Origin of the sequence: Streptomyces kanasensis, from assembly GCF_043077165.1 — a bacterium.
In the GTDB taxonomy this organism is placed as follows: Bacteria; Actinomycetota; Actinomycetes; order Streptomycetales; family Streptomycetaceae; genus Streptomyces; species Streptomyces changanensis.
In genome coordinates, this window is sequence record NZ_JBIBSF010000001.1 from 673,539 (window position 1) to 694,737 (window position 21,199).

A 21,199-nucleotide genomic window follows, 5' to 3' on the forward strand; every position below is an offset into this window, starting at 1 on the left:
CGTCAGGAGGATCCATGTACCCCTACGTCGTCGTCGACGCCTTCACCGACGAAGCGCTCAAGGGCAATCCGGTGGCCGTCTACCTCGACGCCGACGGCCTCGACGCCGAGCGGATGCAGCGCATCGCGCGGGAGATGAACCTGTCCGAGACCACCTTCGTCCTGCCGCCCCGGCAGGGGGGTGACGCGCACGTCCGGGTCTTCACCCCGGTCAACGAACTGCCGTTCGCGGGGCATCCGCTGCTCGGCACGGCCATCGCCCTGGGCAACCGCCGCGGCGTGGACCGGCTGATGCTGGAGACCGCCATGGGCGTCATCCCCTTCGAACTGACCGTCAGCCAGGGGGTGGTGTCGTCGGCGTGGATGCGGCAGCCGGTCCCCGTCTGGGAGGGGTTCGAGGAGGAGGACGCGCTCCTCGCCGCCCTGGGCGTGTGCGAGACCGCCCTGCCGGTGGAGATCTACCGCAACGGCCCCCGGCACGTACTGGTCGCCCTGGGCAGTGTCGAGGAACTGTCCGCGCTCGAACCCGACCACCGCGCGCTCGCCCGGTTTCCCGACATGGCCGCCAACTGCATCGCCGGGCAGGGCACGCGGTGGCGCAGCCGGATGTTCTCGCCGGCCTACGGCGTCGTCGAGGACGCCGCCACCGGGTCCGCCGCCGGCCCCATCGCGATCCACCTGGCGCGGCACGGCGTGGCCGGGTACGGCCGGGACGTCCGGATCGTGCAGGGGGCCGAGATGGGGCGGCCGTCGACGATGCACGCCCGGGCCGAGGGGGCGGGCGACGTCGTCACGTCCGTCACGGTGGGCGGCGACGGTGTCGTCGTCATCGACGGAACGCTCCACCTGTGATCCGCGGCACGTCGCCGGGACGCCCGCCCGTCCGCCCACCCCGACAGATGGAGGTCCGTTGAACAGCACGAGGTCGGAATCCCTCACCGGGACCGTGGAACTCCCCTTCCCGGAGTACGTCGCACCCCCGCCCGACCCCCTCGCGCTGCTGGGCGGCTGGCTGGAGGAGGCCGAGGGACACCGGGTCCGCGAGCCGCGCGCGCTCGCCCTGGCCACGGCCGACGTCCGCGGCCGCACGTCCTCGCGCATCGTCGTGCTGAACCGGCTGACCCGCACGGGGCTGGTCTTCGCCACCCACCTGGGCAGCCGGAAGGGCAGGGAGCTGGAGAGCAACCCGTGGGCCTCCGGCGTGCTCTACTGGCGCGAGACCAGCCGGCAGGTCGTCGTCGCCGGCCCGGTGGAACGGCTGCCGGAGGCGGAGACCGAGGCGTTGTGGACCGCCCGTCCCCCCTTCACGCACGCCATGTCGACGGCGTCACGCCAGAGCGAGCCCCTGAACGGCCTCCAGGACGTCTCCGAGCTGCGCGAACGGGCCGGGCTGCTGGCGGGCGCCGGCCGGCCGCTGCCCCGGCCCCCGGCCTTCGTGGCGTACGAACTGCGGCCCGTCGAGGTCGAGTTCTGGGCCAACGGCCACGACCGGCTGCACGAGCGCCTGCGCTACGACCGCTCCGGACCGGGCTGGGCCGTCAGCCGGCTCCAGCCCTGACCCGTCCCCGGCCGCACCGGGCGCCGGCCCGGTACGCCCCCGACACGGAACCCGAGGAACTCATGCAGGACACCGGCCCCCCGTCCCTCCGATCGCTCCACTCCGGCTTCCTCACCTCGGTGCGACACCATCCGCACCGCGCGGCCCTGTCCCTCGGCGGCCGCGTCCGGACCTACGCCGAACTCGACCAGGTCGCCCGCCGGTGGGCCGCGGCCCTGCTGGAGGTGAGCGCCCGTCCGCGACGCGTGGGCGTCCTCGGCCACCGCAGCCTCGTCACCTACGCCGGTTTCCTCGCGGCCCTGTACGCGGGGGCGGCGGCCGTACCGCTCAACAGGAAGTACCCGGTGGCCCGCAACCAGGACGTCGTGGAGCGCTCCGACCTCGACGCCCTGCTCGTCGACGACGGCTCCCTCCCCCACGCCGCGCGGTTGCTGGGCGGTCTGCGGGACGCCCCGCCGGTCCTGCTGCCGGAGTCGGACGAGGTCCCCGCCGGGCTGCGCCCCGGTCCGGGCGTCCTCACCCGCGGTGCCGTCGAGGGCCGGACGCCCTTGCCGGAGCCGTCGGCCACCGGCCCCGACGACACGGCGTACCTGCTGTTCACCTCGGGGTCGACCGGCCGCCCCAAGGGGGTGCCCGTCTCGCACGCCAATGTGAGCGCGTTCCTGCGGGTGAACGCCGAGCGGTACGGCTTCTCGCCCACGGACCGCTTCAGCAACACCTTCGACCAGACCTTCGACCTCTCCGTCTTCGACCTGTTCATGGCCTGGAGCAGCGGAGGCTGCCTGGTGCCGCTGGACGGTCCGGACCTCCGCGCGCCGCTGGACTTCATCCGTGACCAGGAGATCACCGTCTGGTTCTCGGTGCCCTCGCTCGCGGTGCTGCAGCACGGCAGCGGGACGTTGCGGCCCGACAGCCTGCCGTCGCTGCGGTGGAGCCTGTTCTGCGGGGAGGCGCTCCCGGCGTCGGCGGCCGCGGCCTGGCAGGCGGCGGCGCCGCGGTCGGTGGTGGAGAACCTCTACGGGCCGACGGAGGCCACCATCGCCTGTACGGTGCACCGCTGGGTCCCGCAGCGTTCCCCCGCCCTGTCCGCGAACGGCATCGTGCCGATCGGCCGGCCCTACCCGGGCATGGAGGCCGCCCTGCTGGACCCCGACGGGACCCCGGTGGCCGACGGCGCCGCGGGCGAGATCTGCCTGCGGGGGCCGCAGGTCTTCGAGGGCTACTGGCGGTCCCCGGAGCAGACGCGGCGCAGCTTCCACGAGCGCCCCGACGGCCGCTGGTACCGCACGGGCGACATCGGCCGCAGGACGGCGGACGGCACCCTCCTCTACGCCGGGCGGCTCGACTCGCAGGTGAAGGTCCTCGGCCACCGCGTCGAACTGGGCGAGGTGGAGGCCCACCTGCGCGACCGGGAGGGCGTGGACCAGGCCGTGGTCGTGGCCGTCCCCGGCGACGAGGAGGGGACGACGGTCCTGGCGGCGGTCCTGTGCGGCACGGACGTGGACGTGGACGCGGTGGAGAAGGGCCTGCGCGACTCCGTGCCCCCCTACATGATCCCGCTGACGTTCCACCTCGTCGACCGCCTCCCGCTCAACGCCAACGGGAAGGTCGACCGCAGAGCGCTCCGCGAGCGGGTGGTGTCGGGAGAGCTCGAACCCTGCCCGCTGTGACCGCACCCGGCGTGACCGGAGGCGCTCCCCCGGGTCACCGCACCGCTCCCCCGGCGTCCCACCCCATCCGTCAACCTCCCTCCGAGAAAGGGCGTTCGTGATAGTCGACGACATCCACCTGGCAGGCATCGGCACGTACGTGCCGCCGCTCGTGCCCGTCGAAGAGGCGGTGCGCCAGGGCTGGTTCGCCCCGGACGCGGCGGAGGGGTCCGGTCTGGTCTCCGTCGCCGTCGAGACCTCCCTGTCCGCTCCGGACATGGCCGTGGCGGCCGCCCGGGAGGCCCTCGAACAGGCCGGGCACGAACCCGGCGACTTCGCGGCCCTGCTGCACAGCGGCGTCCACTACCAGGGCCCCGACAACTGGTCCGCGCCCCACTACGTGCTCCACCGCACGCTGGACCGGCCCATCCCGGCGTTCGGGATCGAGCACGGCTGCCTGTCGGCGCTGACCTCGCTGCACCTGGCCGCCGGCCTGCTCCGGCCCGACGCCCCCGGTCGCCGGGCGCTCCTCGTCACGGCGGCGGACAACTTCTCCACCCCTCTGGTCGACCGGTGGAACGACTCCGAGCACGCGGTGTACGCGGACAGCGGCGTCGCGCTCGTGGTCTCCACCCGGGGCGGCTTCGCCCGTCTCAAGGCCGTCGGCTCGCGCTCGCTGCCGGAACTCGAAGGCGTCCACCGCGGCGACGAGCCCCTGCTGCCCCCCGCCCGGCACTCCGAGCACCCCATGCGGGTGGGGCCGCGGCTGCGGGCGTGGGCCGAGCGTTCGGGCGGCGGCCCGCTGGCCATGGTGGAAGCGGTGAACCGGTTCGGTGAACTGGTCGCCGAGCTCGCCGAGCGGACGCTCGCCGAGGCCGGCCTCGGCTGGGACTCCGTCACCCGCGTCGCCCACACCGGCTTCAACGAGGACGCCCTGCACGCTCTGCTGCTCGACCCGCTCGGCGTGTCCGCCAAGCTCGGCACCTGGGACCACCTCAGGACCGTCGGCCACGCCAGCGTGGGCGACCACGTCCTGGGACTGGCCCACCTGTGGCGGACGGGCCAGGTCGGCGTGGGGGACCACGTGCTGCTCGTCGGCGCCACCGAGGGCATGGAGGCGGGTTGCGCGGTCGTCGAGATCACCGAAGCGGGACCCCGCGCCCCGCACCCCGACACGGAACGGAGGAACCCCTGATGAGCGGTACGCGTCCGCAACCGCCCGCCGTGACGACCGACGAGGTGCGGGACGCCGTCGCCGCGGTCCTCGGTGTGCCGTCCGCGGAGATCGGTGACGACACCGACCTCGTCGGGCTCGGCCTCGACTCCCTCCGGATGATGCGGCTGAGCGGCCGGTGGCGGCGCAGCGGGCTGAAGGCCGACTTCGGCAGCCTGGCCGCCGAGCCCACCGTAGGTGCCTGGGCACGGTGCCTGAGCCGCGCGGCCGCCGAGGCGGGGCCCGCCGGGGACGGCGGTCCGCAGCGGTGAGCGCCGGTCTGCGGGCGCGGGTGCGCGGTGCGGTGCTCACCCCGGGCGACGAGGGCTTCGACGGCGGCTGCGCGGGGTTCCAGACGGCCTACCGGCACCGGCCGTCGCTGCTGGTGCGGGCCGCCGTCCCGCAGGACGTGACCGAAGCCGTGCGGCACGCCGCCGCCCACGAGCTGCCCGTCGCGGTGCAGGCCACCGGGCACGGGTTGACGGTTCCCGCCGGGAGCGGCCTGCTGATCGACACCTCGGCCCTGTCCGGGGTCGTGGTGGACGCCCCCGCCCGCACCGCGCGGATCGCGGCCGGCACCCGGGTCGCCGAGATCATCCACGCCGCCGCGCGCTACGGTCTCGCGCCGTTGAACGGCTCGTCCACGGACGTGGGCGCCGTCGGTTACGTCCTGGGCGGCGGGCTCGGCCTGCTGGGCCGTGCGTTCGGTTACGCGGCGGACCACGTGCGCTCCCTCGACGTCGTCACGCCCGACGGCCGGTTCCGGCGGGTGACGGCGGACAGCGACCCGGAACTGTTCTGGGGCCTGCGCGGGGGCGGGGGCAACCTGGGCGTGGTGACCGGGATGGAGATCGGCCTGGTCCCCGTGAGCGGTCTGTACGGCGGCGACATCGCCTTCGACACCGAGCGGGTGCCGCACCTGCCGGAGGTCTACCGGCAGTGGACCAGCGGGCTTCCCGACGCGCTGACCTCCTCGCTCTCCCTGGCGGCCTACCCCGACCTGCCCCTGGTGCCCGCCGGGTTGCGGGGCCGCCGCGTCGCGCACGTGCGCGTCGCCCATCACGGGGACCCCCGCCAGGGGGCGGAGCTGGTCGCTCCGCTGCGTGCCGCCGGCCCCGCCCTGTCGGACACGGTCGCCGTCATGCCCTACACCGAGTGCGGGTCCATCCACAGCGACCCGCCGAGGCCGCACGCCTACGCCGGGGACAACGTCGTGCTGCGGGGGTTCGACGCGAAGGTGGCGGACGTCGTGCTGGAGGCCGCCCGCGCCGAGGCCCCCGGGCGCCGGGTGATCGACATCCGCCATCTGGGCGGGGCGCTTCGGCGGGCCCCCGATCCGCCGAACGCGGTGGGGCACCGCGACGCGGACTGCCTCGTCCGGATCCTCTCGCCCCTCGCGGGCGCCGACCCCGGCCGGGCGCACGCGGCGCACCGCGCCCTGCTCGACGCGCTCGCCCCGTGGCGCGTCGGGCACTTCCCGAACTTCGTCTACGGGGGCCACCCGGGCGGGGCCGCCGACGAGCCGGTGGACGACCTGTGGGAACCGGCCGACCACCGCCGGCTGGCGCGGTTGAAGGCCCGCGTCGACCCGGCCAACCTGCTGCGCCACAACCTCAACGTCCCGCCCGCCCCCGCGGAGAGGGGTTGATCACCGTGGTCGAGGGTCCGGGGGAAGCCGCCCGGTGGCCCCTGGTGGACCGGGACGCGGAGCTGGCGGAGATCGCGGCCCGCGTCGGGCGCGGGCGGAGCGTCCTGGTCACCGGTCAGCCCGGCACCGGCACGTCCCGGCTGCTGCACGAGGCGCTCGCGCGACTGGCGCCGGGTGAGCGCCCGACCGGCCACGGTGACCTGGTCCGGCTGCTGCGGCAGTGCCCGCGGGGCCCGGAGGAGCGGCGGGCGCCCGGACGGTCGGCAGGGGGCACGACGCGCCGCGTCCTCGCCGTCGACGACGTGCACGCGCTGGACGCGGCGGCCTCCGGCGCGCTGGCCGCCCTGGTCCGCGAGGGCAGGATCCGGCTGCTGGCCGGCGCGCCCTCCGGCGCTCCGCTGCCCGCCGCCCTCGCCGCGCTGTTCCGGGAGGGGGCGCTCGGCCCGGTCACGGCCCGGCCCTTCGACCAGGCCGGTACCACGCGGGCCCTGCGCGCCCGGCTGGGCAGCCAGGTCGCCACGGACACGGCGGCACGCCTGGGCGAACTCACCGGCGGCAATCCGCTGCTGCTCACGGAGCTGGTCGAGGCGTCGGCCGCCGACGGCACGCTGCGTCCGGCACAGGGCCTGTGGCACTGGCGGGGCCCCGCCCCGCGCCCGGCCGCCCGGGTGGTGCGGGCCGTACGGAGGCTGCTGGGACCGCTGGACGCCGAGGAGCGGGAGCTGGTCGCCCTGCTCGCCCTGGGCGGCCCCCTCTCGGACGACCTGCCGCTGGTCGCCCGCTTGGCGGCCCCGGCGGAACGCCTGGACCGCCGCGCCGTCATCGCCGCCGAACCCGTCGGCCGGGGGACGCGGCTGCGCCTGTGCCAGCCCCTGTGCGGGGAGACGGTCCTGGCCGACCTGCCCGCGGGGACGGCGCGCGAACTGCGGCGGCGGCTCGCTGACGCGTTGGAGGAGGCCTGCGACCCCGGCACCCAGCCCGCGGGCACCGCCGCGCTGCTGTCCGTCACCCTGCGCGTCGACGCCGGCCGGCCCCCTTCGGCCGGCCGGTTGCGGGCCGCCGCCGAAGTCGCCCTGCTGCGACACGACTTCGCCACGGCCGAGCGGTACGCCCGGCTCGCGCTCGGAGAGACGGTGCCCACCGCGCGCGCCCCGCGGGCCCGGGACGTCGACGCCGCCTCGGCGCTGCTGCTGGGCCGGGCGCTGTCGGGGCAGGGGCGCGGCGCGGACGCCGAGGCGGTACTCGCCGCCGCGGACGGTCGTACGGCCGACGTCCTCGCCGCGCGGGTCCGCAACCTCGCCTGGGGGCTGCGGCGTCCGGAGGCGGCCGCGGCGTTGGCGGAGCGCGTGCCGGGCGGGACGGCAGGCGTGCTGCGCGCGGTGACCGGGCTGCTGAGGGACCGGGTGGACGAGGTGGCCGCGGCCGGCGAGGCCGCGCTGCGCGGGACCGGCGGTGGGGGGACGGCGCAGTCGTGCGTGCCCGTGGCGGCGTTCGCCCGCGTCGAGACGGGCGGCGGCACCGCCGCCCTGGCGCTGCTGGAGCGCTGCCGTCAGGTGGAGGGGTGGCGCGACGAGGACCGGCACGCCTACCTCGCGGTGGGGGCGTACGCGGCGGTGGAGGCCGGCGACGACCACGGCGCCCGTCTCTTCCTGGACCGGATGCGCCGTACGGACGCCTCCTACGACCTGTGCCGCCGGGTCCGCGCCGACGTGACGCGGGCCCGCGCGCACCGCGCCCGGGGCCGGCTGCCCGAAGCGGTCGCGCTGCTGCGCCGGGCCGCCGCGGTGCCGGGCGGCCAGGACTGGTTCACCACGCGGCCCTGGGTGCTGGCCCAGCTCGCGGGGGCCCTGGCGGAGGCCGGGGAGGTGTCCGAGGCGCTGGTCACGCTGGTCGAGGTGCGTCTCTCGGCACGGCAGGCGCCGCGCTATCCGCTGGCGGACGACGGGGTCGCCCTGGAGGAGGCGGAGGTGCTGGGGAGGGCCGGTGACCTGCCGGGGGCGGTTCACCGTGCCGAGGAGGTGGCACGGCGCTCGGCCGCCGCGGGCCGGAGGGCCACGGCGCTGGCGGCACTGCACCTGCTGGCCCGGTTGGGCAGGGCGGAGGTGGCGGTGGAGCGGCTGGCCGGCCTCGGTGACGCCCTCGCGTGCCCCTTGGGCGGGCTGCGTGCCGCGCACGTCCGCGCCCTGGCCCACCGGGACGCCGGGCTCCTCGACGAGCTCGCGCGGCGCTGGGCGGCGCGCGGCCGGTTCCCGCTCGCGGCGGAGAGCGCGAGCCGGGCCCACGGGCTGTGGCGGGAGACCGGCCGCAACCGCGCCGCCCGGGCCTCGTCCGTCGCGTGCGGGGAGTACCTCTCCCTGGCGGGCGGCGTGCCGCTGCCCGGGTGGGCGGCCTGCCCCGGCAGCGCGCCGCGCGCGGGCCGCGCCCGACTGACCCCGCGGGAACACGAGGTGGCTTCGCTGGCCGCGTCGGGAATGACGAACGCCGACATCGCACGGCGTCTGACCGTCTCGGTCCGTACCGTCGAGAACCATCTGCACCGGGTGTACGGCAAGCTCGGCGTCACGTCCCGCTCGGGCCTGCACGAGCGCATCGACGCACCGGCGGGGGGTCTTCAGCCGGTGCGGGAGTAGAGCGCGGCGAGATCGGTGGCGGCCCGGGAGATCTCCCGGACGGCCTCGGGCGGTCCGAGCACCTCGACGTCCGTGCCGAACTGCAGCAGCTGGCGGACCGCGGCCGGCACCGGGTACTCCAGCTCGACCGTCAGCCACGCGTCGCCGTCCGCCGCGCCGTCCCGGCCCTCGTCGCCCCTCCCGTCGCGACCCTCCTCGCCCCTCCCGTCGCGCCGATCGTCGCCCCTCCCGTCCCGGCCTTCCGCCGTGCGCGCCGGCTCTCCTGCCGGCCCGGCCCGGTCCGCCGGCCGCGCGCCGGTCGGCAGGGCGCTTCCGGGCGGCGGATCCCCACCGGTCATCAGATCCTCCGCGTCCGGCGCTCCCTCCCCCGCCACCCCGAGGAAGTGCGGACGGGTGATGCGGCGGAGCATGTCCAGGCGCCGTCGGCGTACCCGGGCCCGGACGACGGTCCCCTTGCCGCGGGACTCGACCCTCCGGCGCAGTTCCTCCCAGACGTCGACGAGTTCCACCCCGTCACGGCGGCGTACCGGCTCCGCCGTGACGGTGACGCCGCGGAGCCGGTCCGCGCGGAAGAGCCGGGGACGCCCCTCGTGGTCGGCGACGAGGTACCACGTGCCGGCCTTGGAGACGAGGCCGTACGGGTCGACGCAGTAGACGTCGACCGTGGCGCGACCGCTGTGCCGGTAGGCGATCCGCAGGCGGCCGTCGGTGAGGACGGCCTCGTGCAGCTCGTCCAGCCCGGTCTGGTCGCGCTGCCCACCGAGCCAGCCGTCGGGGTCGATCAGCAGTCGCCGGCTCGTCAGCTCGGCGGCCGACCGGTGCGGCGCGGGCAGCGCGCTCATCATCTTGCGCAGCGCCGAGCCCAGCGCCCGGTCCAGCCCCAGCGCGGAGTGCGCGCTCTGCCCCACGAGGACGAACAGGGCGCGCGCCTCGTCCCGGGTCAGGCCCGTCATGTCCGTACGGAACCCGGGCACCAACCGGACGCCGCCGTGCCGCCCGCGCTCGGCGTAGACGGGGATCCCCGCCGCCGAGAGGGCCTCGACGTCCCGGTAGACGGTGCGCACCGAGACCTCCAGGCGCCGGGCCAGCTCCGTCGCGGGGACGAGCCGGCGCTGCTGGAGCAGCAGCAGGATGGAGAGGAGTCGGTCGAACTTCACCCTCCGAGTCTTTCCCATACCTGACGGTGGTTGTCAGGTTTCGGCCTCACGATGGTCCGCACCCGTACGAACCGAGGGAGAGATCCGTGAAGCACGCCGACATCCAGACGCTCGCCTCCCGGGTGGAGGGCCCGGTCCTGCTGCCCGGGGACGAGGGGTACGACGAGGAGCGCACCGGGGCGAACCTCGCCGTCCGGCACGAGCCCGAGGTGATCGTCGGAGCGGCGCGGGCCGAGGACGTCCAGGAGGCGGTCCGCTTCGCCGCGGAGCACGGCCTGGCCGTCGCCGTGCAGTGCACCGGGCACGGCTACGCCGCCGCCGCGCAGGGCGGGTTGCTCGTCACCACGGGCCGCATGGCGGGCGTCGAGGTGGACCCGGACGAGCGCACGGTGACGGTCGAGGCGGGTGTCCGCTTCGAGCAGGTGATCCCCGCGGCGGCGCCGTACGGGCTGGCCCCGCTGAACGGTTCCGCGCCGCACGTCGGTGTCGTCTCCTACGTCCTCGGCGGCGGCGTGGGCCTGCTGGTGCGCACGTTCGGCTACGCCGCGGACCGGGTGCGCCGTCTGGAGCTGGTGACCGCGGACGGGGAGCTGCGCACGGTCACCGCCGACGGCGACCCGGATCTGTACTGGGCGGTGGTGGGCGGCCGGGACAACTTCGGGATCGTGACCCGGCTGGAAATGGACCTGGTCCCGGTGGACCGGGTGTACGGCGGCGGCTTCTTCTACGACGCCGGGGCCGCGCCCGGCGTCCTGTCGGCCTACGCGCGGTGGGCCGAGGGCATGCCCCGGGAGATGAACTCCTCGGTCGCCCTGATCCCCATGCCGGACGACCCGGAGGTCCCCGAGCCGATGCGGGGCCGGCACGTCTACCACGTGCGGATCGCCTACACGGGCGGTGCGGAGGAGGGCGAGCGGCTGGTGGCCCCGCTGCGGGAGGCCGGGCCGGTCCTGATGGAGGCGCTGCGGGACATGCCGTACGCGGAGAGCGGCTCCATCCACGACGAGCCGCCGGTCCCGGTCCCGTTCCAGCGGGAGACCACGCTGCTGCGCGAGGTGGGCGACGACGTGGTGCGGACACTGCTGGAGCACGCGGGCCCGCAGGCACCGGTGCCGTGCGTGGTGGAGCTGCGGCACCTCGGCGGCGCCGTGTCCGAGCCGCCCGAGCGCCCGAACTCGGTGGCGCACCGGGACGCCCCGTACCTGCTGTCCGTCGTCACCCTGCTGTTCGGGGTCACCGCCGAGGACACCCGCCCGCTGTACGAGAAGCTCTTCCACGCACTCGGGCCCTTCTCGTCCGGCGCCGCCTTGAACTTCCTCGGCTTCGGCGCGAACGCCGGCGAGGAGCGGGTCCGCGCCGCCTACGCGCCGGCCGACCTGGAGCGTCTGGCGCGGTTGAAGGCCGTCCACGACCCGCGGAACCTCTTCCGCCTCAACTACAACGTCCCGCCGGCCGCCTCCGACGCGCCGCCGGCGCACTGAGGGGGAGCGGACATGACCCGTCCCCCCGCCCCGACCCGCTTTCCGCCCGCCGGCCGGCGCGGTGCCGTGCGCGGGCTGCGCCGGGTCCTCCTCCTGGACGCGGCCGGCATGGCCTGCGTCGGAATCGGCTACCTGGCGGCGGCCGGTCCGCTCGGACGGCTGCTCGGCCCGGGTACGACGCTCGTGGCCGCGGTCGGCGCGGTGATGCTGGCGCTGGGCGTGGGCACCGCGGCCGTGGCGCGGCCCGCCCGGATCCCCGCCGGGGCGGTGCGCGCGGTGATCGGCTGCGGTGTGCTGTGGATCCTGCTGAGCCTGGCGGCCCTGGCCTTCGCCTGGCTCGACCTCACCACCGCCGGCGTCGTGTGGACCTGGCTGCAGATCGCCCCGGTCGCGGTGTTCGCGTCCTGGCAGACCATGGAGCTGCGGTCGTCCCGGTCCGGCTAGGACACGTCCCGTCGGTCGGCAGGACAACGGTGGGGCGCCGTCCCGGGACGGCGCCCCACCCGCCGCGTCCCGGCGCCCAGCCCCACCAGGTGAGGTCCCACCGGGCGACCCACGCCTTCCTCCGCCGGTGGAGGGGCGCCGCGCCACGGCGTCCGCCACCACTCATCCGCTCCGACGCCGCGCTCCTGCCGGCCGGGTGAGTACCCCCTGTCCGTCCGCGTCCCCGGCCGCCGATGATCGGGGGCCGCGGTGCGCCGTCCCACCCTCCCTTCGAGGACCGGTGCGGCCGGCCGCGGCCGCCCGCCGGACGGAAACCCACCAGAGGAGGACGCGTGGCGCGTGAAGAACTGTCGATCCTCGACCTGCCGCACGACGCCGGGCCGGACCCGGACGAGTTGGTACGGGCCGCGATGCGGTGGCACTTCAGCCCCGAGACCGGCTCGCCGTTCTGGCTGCGGCGGGCCGGGACCCTGGACTTCGACCCGCTGTCCGACGTCAAGGGCTACGACGACCTGGCCCTTTTCCCCAACGTGGCGAACGAGCTGCGCGACGTGCCGGCCGCCGACCTCGTGCCCCGCGGCTACGGCGAACGGCCCGACATCGTCGGCGTGTTCGAGAGCGGCGGCACGACCGGCGCCCCCAAGCGCGTGGTCTGCCCCGCCGACTGGCTGGCGAAGCTGGTCGACTGGAGCAACGCCAACCTCGACGTGCACGGCTTCCCCCGGGGCGCCGACTGGCTCGGCATCACGCCGTCGGGTCCCCACCTGGTCGGCGAGATCTTCCGCCGGTCGGCCCTCACCCACGGCCGGTACGGCTTCCAGGTCGACCTCGACCCGCGCTGGGTGAAGCGTCTCATCAAGGACGGCAGGGGCGCCCACGCGGACGCCTACGCCGAGCACGTCGTCGACCAGGCGACGCACATCCTGCGCACCCAGCCGATCGGGGTGATGACGGTGACGCCGCCGCTCCTGGCCCGCATCGCGCAGCGCGAGGAGCTCGTCGAACTGATCAACGAGAAGGTGCGGGCCATCCGCTGGGGAGGCACCCAGATGGACGGTGACACGGCCGAGTTGTACCGCACCGAGATCTTCCCCGGCACGACGCTCTACGGCCACTACGGCAGCACGATGATCCTCGGCATCGCCGGTCAGCGCCACGGCACCGGGGCCGGGACCGGGGGGCCGTGCGTCTTCGACACCTTCTCCCCCTACGTCACCTTCCAGGTGGTGGACCCCGCCACCGGTGCGCCCGTCGCCTACGGCGAACGCGGCCGGGTCGTGATGCACCACGTCAGCAAGGCCCTGCTGCTCCCCGGCAACCTGGAGCGGGACACCGCGGTGCGCGTTCGCGCGCCCGAGGGGCGGCCCGGTGACTCGGCGGCCGACATCGCCCCGGTGGAGCGGTTCGACGACGAGGTCGTCGTGGAGGGGGTCTACTGATGGGGTCCGCGACGCAGGAGGCGGCGGTCCCCGTGATCGACGTGCTGGGGCCGACCGGGCCGTACCGCACGCAGCGGCGCCAGGAGATCCGCGGCGTCACCGGCGCCCTCCTGGCGGAGACGGGGCTGGCCCCCGAGGTGTACGTGCACCGCACCATGAAGACGTTGCGGGAGTCCGTGCCGCTGCCCGCCGCCGAGCGGGCCGCGGCCCTGGCCCGGGCCTCGGAGCTGTTCGGCTCCGCGGTGCTCGGCGGCATGACGGTGCAGGAGTACGAGCTGGCGGTCACCCGCGTGTCGGGCGTCCCGATCAGCGCGATCCGCACCGCCACCCGCACGCTCCGCGAGCGGATCGGCCATTCCTACCGCAGCGTCCAACTCGCCCGGCCCGACGGCGCCGTACCCGACTGGCGCGACCCGCTGGCCCGGACGGGACAGGCGGTGTGGGCCCGCCGCGGCGACGTGCTGGCCGTGCACGTGCCCGGCAACCACCCCGGTACGCACGGCTTCTGGCCCGAGGCGCTCGCCCTGGGCTACCGGGTCGCCGTGCGCCCCTCGCGCCGGGAGCCCTTCACCGCGCACCGGCTGGTGCTGGCCCTGCACGAGGCCGGGTTCGGCGGGGACCAGGTCGTCCTCCTGCCCTGTGGGCACGAGGCGGCGGACGCCGTGGTGCGCGGCGCCGACCTGGCCTACGGCGGCGACGAGGTCATCCGGCGGTACGCGGACCATCCCGACGTCCTGTCCCTGAGGCCGGGCCGCTCGAAGATCCTGCTGACCGCCGACACCGACTGGCGTGACCACCTGGAGATGATCGTCGACTCGGTCGCCCGCGGCGGCGGCACGGGCTGCGTCAACGCCACCGCGGTACTCGTCGAGGGGGATCCGGCGCCGGTCGCCGCCGCCGTCGCCGAACGCCTGGCGGCGCTGCCCAGTCTGCCGCCGGAGGACGACAAGGCGTGTCTGCCGGTCCAGCGCGACTCCGCGGCCCGCGCCCTGGAACGCCACGTGCTGAAGCAGGCCGAGGGCACCAGGCCCTGGCTCGGGGGCACGGGGTTCGTCGACGAACTCGGCGACGGCAGCGCGGTGCTGCGTCCCGTGGTGCACCAGCTCGCCTCGCCGGACATGCCGCAGGTGGGGGCGGAGGTGCCCTTCCCCTGCGTGTGGCTGGCGCCCTGGAGCCGCCGCGAGCACGGCGTGGCGGCCCTGCGCGACACCCTCGTCCTCACGGCCGTCACCGGGGACGAGGCCCTCGTCGACGCGCTCGTCGCCGAGCCCACCATCAGCAATGTGCACGTGGGCGGCCGGGCCACGCACTGGCACCGTCCCGGGCTCCCCCACGACGGGTACCTGGGGGAGTTCCTGATGCGGAGCAAGACCCTGGTCCGCGTCTGACCGCCCGGTCCGCGAGGGCGCCCGAGCAGCCGGTCACACGGGGGCGAGGGCGGCCCTCGCGAGGTCGAGGAACGCCTGGCCGGCCGGGCTCATGCCCCGCTCGGCCGACCAGGCCAGAGCGATGCGCGCCCGGATGCGGGGGGAGACGATCTCCACGCCCTGCGTCCGGTCCCCGTGCCGTCGTGCGAACGGCGCGGGCAGCACCGCCACTCCCAGCCCGCGCTCGGCCAGCTGCACCAGCCGGTGCGGGTCGGCGGCCTCCATCGTGATCCGCATCGGGATGCCGCGGCTCTCGCACGCCTCTTCCAGCACGGCCCGCACCCCGGTCCCCCGGGGCAGGCAGATCAACGGCCGTTCGCACAGCTCCGCCAGGGGGACGACGTCCCGTGCGGCGAGCGGGTCCTCCGGCACCACGCCGGCCACGACCGGTTCGTCGACCACGATCAGGTGGTGCAGCCCCGGCGGTGGCTCCGAGGCCACGCCGATCAGCGCGGCGTCCAGTTCCCCCGCGCGCAGGCCGGCCACGAGCCGGTCCGAGGACGCCTCCGACAGGTGGATCTCCACCTCCGGGTAGCTGCGGTGGAAGTCCGCCATCAGGTCGGCCACGGGCACCGTGGAACAGGACGTGACGACGCCCACCGACAGCCGGCCGCGGACGAGCCCGGCCAGTTCGTCCAGTGCCAGCCTGCCCCCCGAGACGGCGGAGAGCGCCGAGCGGGCGTACGGCAGCAGCGTGGTCCCGGCCTGCGTCGGCCGCACGGCGGGGCCCGACCGGTCCAGCAACGGCTGGCCCAGTTCCTGCTCCAGCCGCCGGATGTGCGTGCTCACACCGGGCTGGGCGACGTGCAGCCGCGCGGCGGCTCGGGTGAAACTCCGCTCCTCCACCACCGCGAGGAAGTACTCCAGCTGGCGCAGCTCCATACCGAATCATTCTAGGCGCCATGCGATCGCCGTATTGGCCCCGCCCCGAGCCCCCCGACCACGATGACCATGCCGGCCGTCAGCGGACACACCGTCACGTCGAGGAGCAGGAGGGCAGTATGAGCGCGCACGAGGACGACGCCCGTGACCCGGCGGGCGCGGCCGACCTTGAACGTCTCGTGTCCGAGCTGTGGTGCGAGGCCCTCGGGCTGGACGACGTCGGTCCGTCGGACAACTTCTTCGACCTGGGCGGGCACTCCCTGCTGCTGCACGCCGTACGCGACCGGCTCCTGGCCCGTCTCGGCCGGGACGTGCCGCTCGTCGACCTGTTCCGGTACCCCACGGTCCGCGGGCTCGCCGCCCACCTCGCCGCCCCCGCGGGGACGGGTGGCGCCGGCGGCCCGGGCACCGGCCGTGAGACGCCCGGAGGGCGCCTCGCCGGGATCGGGCCCGCGCACGGAGGACGGGTCCCCGCGTCGTTCGCCAGGGGGGCCCGCAGGGACGAGGAGGATGAGGAATGGTGACGTACGCGAGCCCCGGGAGTCACCGGGACGGCTCCGGTCAGCCCGTCGCGATCATCGGCATGGCCTGCCGCTTCCCGGGCGCGCGGGACCCGGAGGACTTCTGGCGGAACCTGGTCGGCGGGGTGGAGTCCCTCACCCGCCGCGCCCCGGAGCCGGTGCGCGGCGACCGGGCCGACGGCACGAGCGCGTGGTACACGCCCGCGCGCGGCCTGCTCGACGACCCCGAGTGGTTCGACGCCCGCCACTTCGGCTACGCCCCGCGGGAGGCGCGCCTCATCAGCCCGCAGCACCGGCTGTTCCTGGAGTGCGCCGAGGAGGCCCTGGAGAGGGCCGGTCAGGATCCGTCGCGCAGCCGGCACGTCTTCGGCGTCTTCGGCGGCGGGACGGACATCGGCTACGCGCAGACGCTGCGCGAGCGCCGTCAGGACCTGCCCTCGGTCACCGACTGGGAGATCCTCCTCGGCTCCGCCCCCGACTACCTCGTCTCCCGGGTCGCGTACAAGCTCGGGTTCACCGGGCCGGCCGTCACCGTCCAGACCGCCTGTTCCACCTCGCTGGTCGCCCTGCACACGGCGGTCCGCTCCCTGCTGGCGGGCGAGTGCGACGTCGCGCTGTCCGGCGGCGCGGCCGTCCACGTCCCGGCCAAGGAGAGCCAGTTCACCCCGGGCGGCATCATCTCCGCCCGGGGCGAGTGCCGCGCCTTCGACGCCGGGGCGGACGGGACGGTCGGCGGGGACGGGGTGGGCGTGGTCGTCCTCAAGCGGCTGGCGGACGCGCGGGCGGACGGCGACCCGGTGCTCGCCGTGGTGCGCGGCACCGCGGTCAACAACGACGGCGCCGACCGCATCGGCTACACGGCGCCGAGCGTGGCGGGGCAGGCGGCGGTGATCCGCGCGGCCCAGCTCGCCGCGGGTGTCGACGCCGCGGACATCGGGTACGTCGAGGCCCACGGCACCGCCACGCCGCTCGGCGACCCGATCGAACTGACCGCGCTGACCGAGGCCTTCCGCCAGGACACCGATCGGACCGGCTACTGCTGGATCGGCTCCGTGAAGACCAACATCGGCCACACCGACGCCGCCGCCGGGGCCGCCGGCCTCATCAAGACCGTCCTCGCGCTGCAGCACGGACAGGTGCCGCCGAGCCTCCACTTCGACAAGCCGAACCCGCAGTTCGACTTCGATGCCAGTCCCTTCCGGGTCGCCACCCACCCCGTGCCGTGGCCGGCGGACGGCGGGCCGCGGCGGGCGGGGGTCAGCGCGTTCGGCATCGGCGGCACCAACGCCCACGTCGTGCTGGAGGAGGCTCCGCCGGAGCGGCCCTCCGCGCCCCCCGCCGCCGCGGAGCAGCTGCTGGTGCTGTCCGCCGACACCCCCAGGGCCCTGGAGGCGGCCTCCCGGCGCCTCGCCGAGCGGCTGCGCTCCCTGGCGCCGGACGCGGCAGGACTCGCCGACTTCGCCTGGACCCTGCAGTCCGGGCGCCGCGAACGCGCCTGCCGGGCCTACGCCGTGGTGCGCGGGGCGGAGGAGGCCGTCGCGGTCCTCGAAGGCCGGGACGGAGCGCGCCCCGTGGCCTCCACCGGGCACCCCGCGCCCCGGGAGGTCGCCTTCCTCTTCTCCGGCGGCGGGGACCTGGCGCCGTCACCCGACCGCTACCGGGCCGAACCCGCCTACCGCGAGGCCGTGGACGCGTGCCACGACGCCGCCGGGCTCGGGGACGGCGCCGGGGACCTCCTCGACCGCGACGTCCCCCGAGGGGGGACGACCGCGCGGGTGGCCGCGTTCGCCCACGAGTACGCGCGGGCGATGGCCTGGATCCGTTGCGGCGTCCGGCCGCACGCCGTCCTCGGCGTCGGGGCGGGCGTGCTCGTCGCCGCCGCGGTCACCAAGGTCCTGACGGTCACGGACGCCGTCCGTCTCCTCACGGACCCCGCCCACGGCTGGACCGGTGAGGCGGCGCCCGCCCTGGAAGCGGCCCTCACCGCGGCCCTGTCCGGCCGCCTCCTGGGGCCGCCGCGGGTCCCGGTGCTCGCCGCCCCGCTCGGCCGCCCCTTCACCGACGAGGAGGCCGCGGACCCCGGCCGGTGGGCCCGCGCGGCCCTGCACACGGGCGGGGACCTCGCCGGCCGCGCGCTGTCGGCGCTGCTGACCGGCCGGGCGCGGGTCCTGCTGGACGCGTCCGCGGACGGTCCGCTGCTCGCCGCGGCCCGCACCCGCCCCGAGTACGGCCCGGACCACCTGGTGCTCCCCGACTCCCCGACGGGCGGCGGACACGGGTCCGACGACGTCGCCACCGCGCTCGACACCCTCGGCCGGCTGTGGCTGAGCGGCGCCGCGGTGCGCTGGCGGCACGTCCACGGTGAGCGGCCGCGCAGGCTGCTGCCGCTGCCCCCGTACCCCTACGAGCGGGAGCGCTACCTGGTGGAGCCGGCCCGCGAGCCCGCCGCCGCGGGCCCCACCGCCCCGGAGTCCGGCGGCCGGAACTCCACCGCCCCGGACCCCACCGCCCCGGGCTCCGGCGACACCGCCGGGGAGCCGGCGCCCGCGGGACGGCCGGACCCCGGCCGGCCCGAGGTCCTGCCCACCCTCCTCCGCCTGTACGCGGAGACCCTCGGCTTCTCCGAGGTGGCGCCCTCGGACAGCTTCTTCGACCTGGGCGGCGACTCGCTCGTCGCGGCCCGTCTCGTGGAGCGCGTCCGCGAGGTGTTCCCCGTGGACGTCGACGTGCTGTCGGTGTTCGAGGCGCCGGAGCCCGCCGAACTGGCAGCCACCGTCGAACGGCTGCTGGAGTCATGACGCCCCCCGAACCCCCCGCCCCGACATCGAGGTGTCCGATGCCCCGCCCCACCACAGCGCCACGCTGGCTGGCCAGCCGCCGCGAGAGCACCGAGGCGGTGGCGAACGTCTACGTCTTCGCCCACGCGGGCGGCTCGGTCGGCGAGTACCTGATGTGGGCCGACGACCTGACCGACCTACGGGTCCGGGGCGTCCGACTGCCCGGCAGGTCGGCCAGACTGGCCGAGCCCCCCTACCACCGGCTCGAACCCCTGGTCGAGGACCTGACGGCCCAGGTCTCCTTCACCGGCCCGTCCGTCTTCCTCGGCCACAGCTTCGGGGCCCTCGTCGCCTACGAGACCGCCCGTGCCCTGCACCGGAAGGGCCGCGAGGGACCCGGCCATCTGATCCTGTCGTCCTGCCCGCCGCCGCACGTCATCGGCACCGGCCGACGGGAGGCCCCCCTGGCCGGCCTGCCCGACGACGAGTTGCTCGCGGCGGTCGAGGAGCGCTGGGGTCCGCTGTCCGACCAGGTGCACGACGACCCCCGGCTGCGCAAGCTGGTACTGGACCCCCTGCGCTGCGACATGGGCGTCCTGGAGGCGTACGAGCACCGGCCCGGTCCGCGCCTCCCCGTCCCGGCGACCCTCCTGTGCGGGACCGAGGAGGCCGATCGGCTCTCCCTCGACGGCTGGTCCGACCACCTGGAGCACGTCACCGGGCGGCTGTCCCTGCCCGGCGGCCACTTCCACTTCCGCGCGGACCGCGCGCCACTCCTCGACGTCGTCCGGGACAGAGCCCGGTCCCTCGTCACCACCCAGCGGACGGGAGCACCCACGTGATGGACCACCTGGTCTTCGGCCGGCGCTGCGGGCTGCGGGTGTCCGCCTACGCGCTCGGCACCGTCAACTTCGGCTCCACATGGGGAGGCGGCACCGACCTGGCCGAGGCGCGCGCCGTCGTCGACCGGTTCGCCGAGGCGGGCGGCACCCTGGTCGACACGGCCGACTGCTACCAGGACGGCCAGTCCGAGACGTTCCTCGGGGAGATCCTGGCCGGCCGGCGCGACCACTTCACCCTGGCGACCAAGTTCTCGTACGGCGTCAGCGCCGCCGACCGCGCGCTCCTGAACACCGGGAACTCCCGCAGCGCCGTGATCCGCTCGCTGGAGGGCAGCCTGCGCCGGCTGCGGACCGACCACGTCGACCTGTACTGGGCGCACTTCCCCGACGACCTCACCCCGGTCGAGGAGATCGTCGTGGCGCTCGACGACCTCGTGCGCGCGGGGAAGATCCGCTACGCGGGACTGTCGAACTTCCCGGCGTGGCGCACCGCGCGGGCCGTGACCCTCGGGGAGGTCGCGGGCCGGACGCCGGTGGTCGGTGTGCAGACCGAGTACAGCCTGATCGAGCGCACCGCCGACCGCGAACTGCTGCCCATGGCCGAGGCCCTGGGGCTCGGAGCGGCGTTGTGGGGGCCGCTCGGCGGGGGGCTGCTGACGGGGAAGTACCGCAACGGCTCCGAGGGCCGGCTCACGGACTGGCACGGCCGCGTCATCCGCACCGAGTCCGACGGCCACCGCACCGCCGTGCTCGACGAGGTGCTCTCGATCGCCAAGGAGGTGGGTGCCCCGCCCGGGCAGGTCGCCGTCGCCTGGCTCGACATCCGCGCCCGGCGGGCCGGGGCGGCCCGGGTCACGGTCATCGGGCCGCGTACCACCGCCCAGCTCGACGACTACCTCGCGGCGCTCGACCTGGAACTCGACGACACGCACGTCCGGCGCCTGGACGCCGTCAGCGCCGTCCCCCTCGGCTCCCCGCACGAGATCGCGCACAGCGCGCGCGACGCCCTGCTGGGCGGCGACGCCTCCCGTGTCCGCCCGCCCGCGGTGCGCGTCCCGTGACCGCGCCCACGCCCCCGGTCCCCCAGGGGCCGACGGCCGACCTGGCCGGGGTGTGGCGGCTGGTCTCCTTCGAGACCCTCGCCCCGGACGGCGGGCGGCGCCCGGGTCCGCTCGGGGAGTCCCCCGTCGGCCTGCTCTTCTACAGCGTCACCGGGCACGTGGCCGTCCACATGATGCCCGCCGCGGGACCCCCCGAGTACCTCAGCTACGCGGGGACGTGGCACCGCGAGGGCGACCGGGTGGTCCACACCCTCACCGTCGCCGCCCGACCGGACTGGCTGGACAGCGCCCAGGTGCGGCTGCTGGAGCTGGACGGGGACCGGCTGACCCTCACGGGCGGCGCGCTGTCCACCGTCGAGAGGCGCGTCCTGGTCTGGGAGCGCGTCGGCCGCGACGCGCCGTGACCGCCCCCCGAGCCCGGGCCCAACCCCGCCCCGGATCCGCACACCACGCACCGCACACCACGCACCG

General features: G+C 76.0%; 18 protein-coding genes. 16 read left to right on the plus strand and 2 right to left on the minus strand.

The window, feature by feature from the left end:
* Positions 1 to 14 precede the first annotated feature (14 nt).
* From ACF053_RS02950 to ACF053_RS02980, 7 genes are all read left to right on the plus strand, one after another.
* Positions 15 to 851 (plus strand): PhzF family phenazine biosynthesis protein, encoded by an 837-nt coding sequence (locus tag ACF053_RS02950; protein WP_391952162.1) that lies wholly within the window; start codon positions 15 to 17, stop codon positions 849 to 851.
* Positions 852 to 909: 58 nt separating this feature from the next.
* Complete coding sequence (phzG, locus tag ACF053_RS02955; RefSeq protein WP_391952163.1) at positions 910 to 1,557, plus strand: phenazine biosynthesis FMN-dependent oxidase PhzG; 648 nt, start codon at positions 910 to 912, stop codon at positions 1,555 to 1,557.
* A 62-nt stretch (positions 1,558 to 1,619) separates the two neighbouring features.
* The gene (locus tag ACF053_RS02960) at positions 1,620 to 3,227 is read left to right on the plus strand and encodes an amino acid adenylation domain-containing protein (RefSeq protein WP_391952164.1); all 1,608 of its coding nucleotides are present in this window, start codon (positions 1,620 to 1,622) and stop codon (positions 3,225 to 3,227) included.
* Positions 3,228 to 3,324: 97 nt separating this feature from the next.
* A complete protein-coding gene (locus tag ACF053_RS02965; RefSeq protein ID WP_391952165.1) occupies positions 3,325 to 4,401 on the plus strand; it encodes a ketoacyl-ACP synthase III family protein in 1,077 nt (358 codons plus the stop codon).
* A complete protein-coding gene (locus ACF053_RS02970; RefSeq protein ID WP_391952166.1) occupies positions 4,401 to 4,691 on the plus strand; it encodes a phosphopantetheine-binding protein in 291 nt (96 codons plus the stop codon). Before ACF053_RS02965 ends, ACF053_RS02970 begins: the two co-directional genes overlap by 1 nt.
* Positions 4,688 to 6,067 (plus strand): FAD-binding oxidoreductase, encoded by a 1,380-nt coding sequence (locus ACF053_RS02975; protein WP_391952167.1) that lies wholly within the window; start codon positions 4,688 to 4,690, stop codon positions 6,065 to 6,067. The genes ACF053_RS02970 and ACF053_RS02975 overlap by 4 nt, the downstream gene beginning before the upstream one ends.
* Positions 6,068 to 6,072: 5 nt before the next feature.
* Complete coding sequence (locus ACF053_RS02980) at positions 6,073 to 8,697, plus strand: helix-turn-helix transcriptional regulator (protein ID WP_391952628.1); 2,625 nt, start codon at positions 6,073 to 6,075, stop codon at positions 8,695 to 8,697.
* On the opposite strand, the gene ACF053_RS02985 is transcribed toward ACF053_RS02980, so the two are convergent.
* On the minus strand, positions 8,679 to 9,854 hold the full coding sequence (locus ACF053_RS02985; protein WP_391952168.1) for a helix-turn-helix transcriptional regulator: 1,176 nt from the start codon (positions 9,852 to 9,854) through the stop codon (positions 8,679 to 8,681). The two genes, ACF053_RS02980 and ACF053_RS02985, sit on opposite strands and share 19 nt — an antisense overlap.
* An 86-nt stretch (positions 9,855 to 9,940) precedes the next feature.
* Between ACF053_RS02985 and ACF053_RS02990 the strand changes: the two genes are divergently transcribed.
* From ACF053_RS02990 to ACF053_RS03005, 4 genes are all read left to right on the plus strand, one after another.
* Positions 9,941 to 11,335: an FAD-binding oxidoreductase gene (locus ACF053_RS02990; RefSeq protein WP_391952169.1), complete on the plus strand. Its 1,395-nt coding sequence runs from the start codon at positions 9,941 to 9,943 to the stop codon at positions 11,333 to 11,335.
* A 12-nt stretch (positions 11,336 to 11,347) separates the two neighbouring features.
* Entirely contained in the window at positions 11,348 to 11,779 is a 432-nt protein-coding gene (locus ACF053_RS02995) for a hypothetical protein (RefSeq protein ID WP_391952170.1), read from the plus strand.
* Between the two features lie 332 nt (positions 11,780 to 12,111).
* Positions 12,112 to 13,218 carry a phenazine antibiotic biosynthesis protein gene (locus tag ACF053_RS03000; RefSeq protein WP_391952171.1) on the plus strand — a complete coding sequence of 369 codons (1,107 nt, stop codon included), beginning with the start codon at positions 12,112 to 12,114 and terminating at the stop codon, positions 13,216 to 13,218.
* Positions 13,218 to 14,606 (plus strand): aldehyde dehydrogenase family protein, encoded by a 1,389-nt coding sequence (locus tag ACF053_RS03005; RefSeq protein ID WP_391952172.1) that lies wholly within the window; start codon positions 13,218 to 13,220, stop codon positions 14,604 to 14,606. Before ACF053_RS03000 ends, ACF053_RS03005 begins: the two co-directional genes overlap by 1 nt.
* Positions 14,607 to 14,639: 33 nt before the next feature.
* On the opposite strand, the gene ACF053_RS03010 is transcribed toward ACF053_RS03005, so the two are convergent.
* A complete protein-coding gene (locus ACF053_RS03010; protein WP_391952173.1) occupies positions 14,640 to 15,527 on the minus strand; it encodes a LysR family transcriptional regulator in 888 nt (295 codons plus the stop codon).
* Between the two features lie 119 nt (positions 15,528 to 15,646).
* Between ACF053_RS03010 and ACF053_RS03015 the strand changes: the two genes are divergently transcribed.
* Genes ACF053_RS03015 through ACF053_RS03035 form a run of 5 tightly spaced genes read left to right on the plus strand, consistent with a single transcriptional unit; the run spans position 15,647 to position 21,132 of the window.
* Positions 15,647 to 16,051, plus strand: a complete 405-nt coding sequence (locus ACF053_RS03015; protein ID WP_391952174.1) for a phosphopantetheine-binding protein — start codon at positions 15,647 to 15,649, stop codon at positions 16,049 to 16,051.
* Positions 16,045 to 18,846, plus strand: coding sequence for a type I polyketide synthase (locus ACF053_RS03020; RefSeq protein WP_391952175.1), 2,802 nt, complete (start codon positions 16,045 to 16,047; stop codon positions 18,844 to 18,846). Before ACF053_RS03015 ends, ACF053_RS03020 begins: the two co-directional genes overlap by 7 nt.
* Before the next feature lie 38 nt (positions 18,847 to 18,884).
* Positions 18,885 to 19,667 (plus strand): thioesterase II family protein, encoded by a 783-nt coding sequence (locus ACF053_RS03025; RefSeq protein ID WP_391952176.1) that lies wholly within the window; start codon positions 18,885 to 18,887, stop codon positions 19,665 to 19,667.
* Positions 19,667 to 20,728, plus strand: a complete 1,062-nt coding sequence (locus tag ACF053_RS03030; RefSeq protein ID WP_391952629.1) for an aldo/keto reductase — start codon at positions 19,667 to 19,669, stop codon at positions 20,726 to 20,728. Before ACF053_RS03025 ends, ACF053_RS03030 begins: the two co-directional genes overlap by 1 nt.
* A complete protein-coding gene (locus tag ACF053_RS03035) occupies positions 20,725 to 21,132 on the plus strand; it encodes a lipocalin-like domain-containing protein (protein WP_391952177.1) in 408 nt (135 codons plus the stop codon). Before ACF053_RS03030 ends, ACF053_RS03035 begins: the two co-directional genes overlap by 4 nt.
* The last annotated feature ends 67 nt before the right edge of the window (positions 21,133 to 21,199 follow it).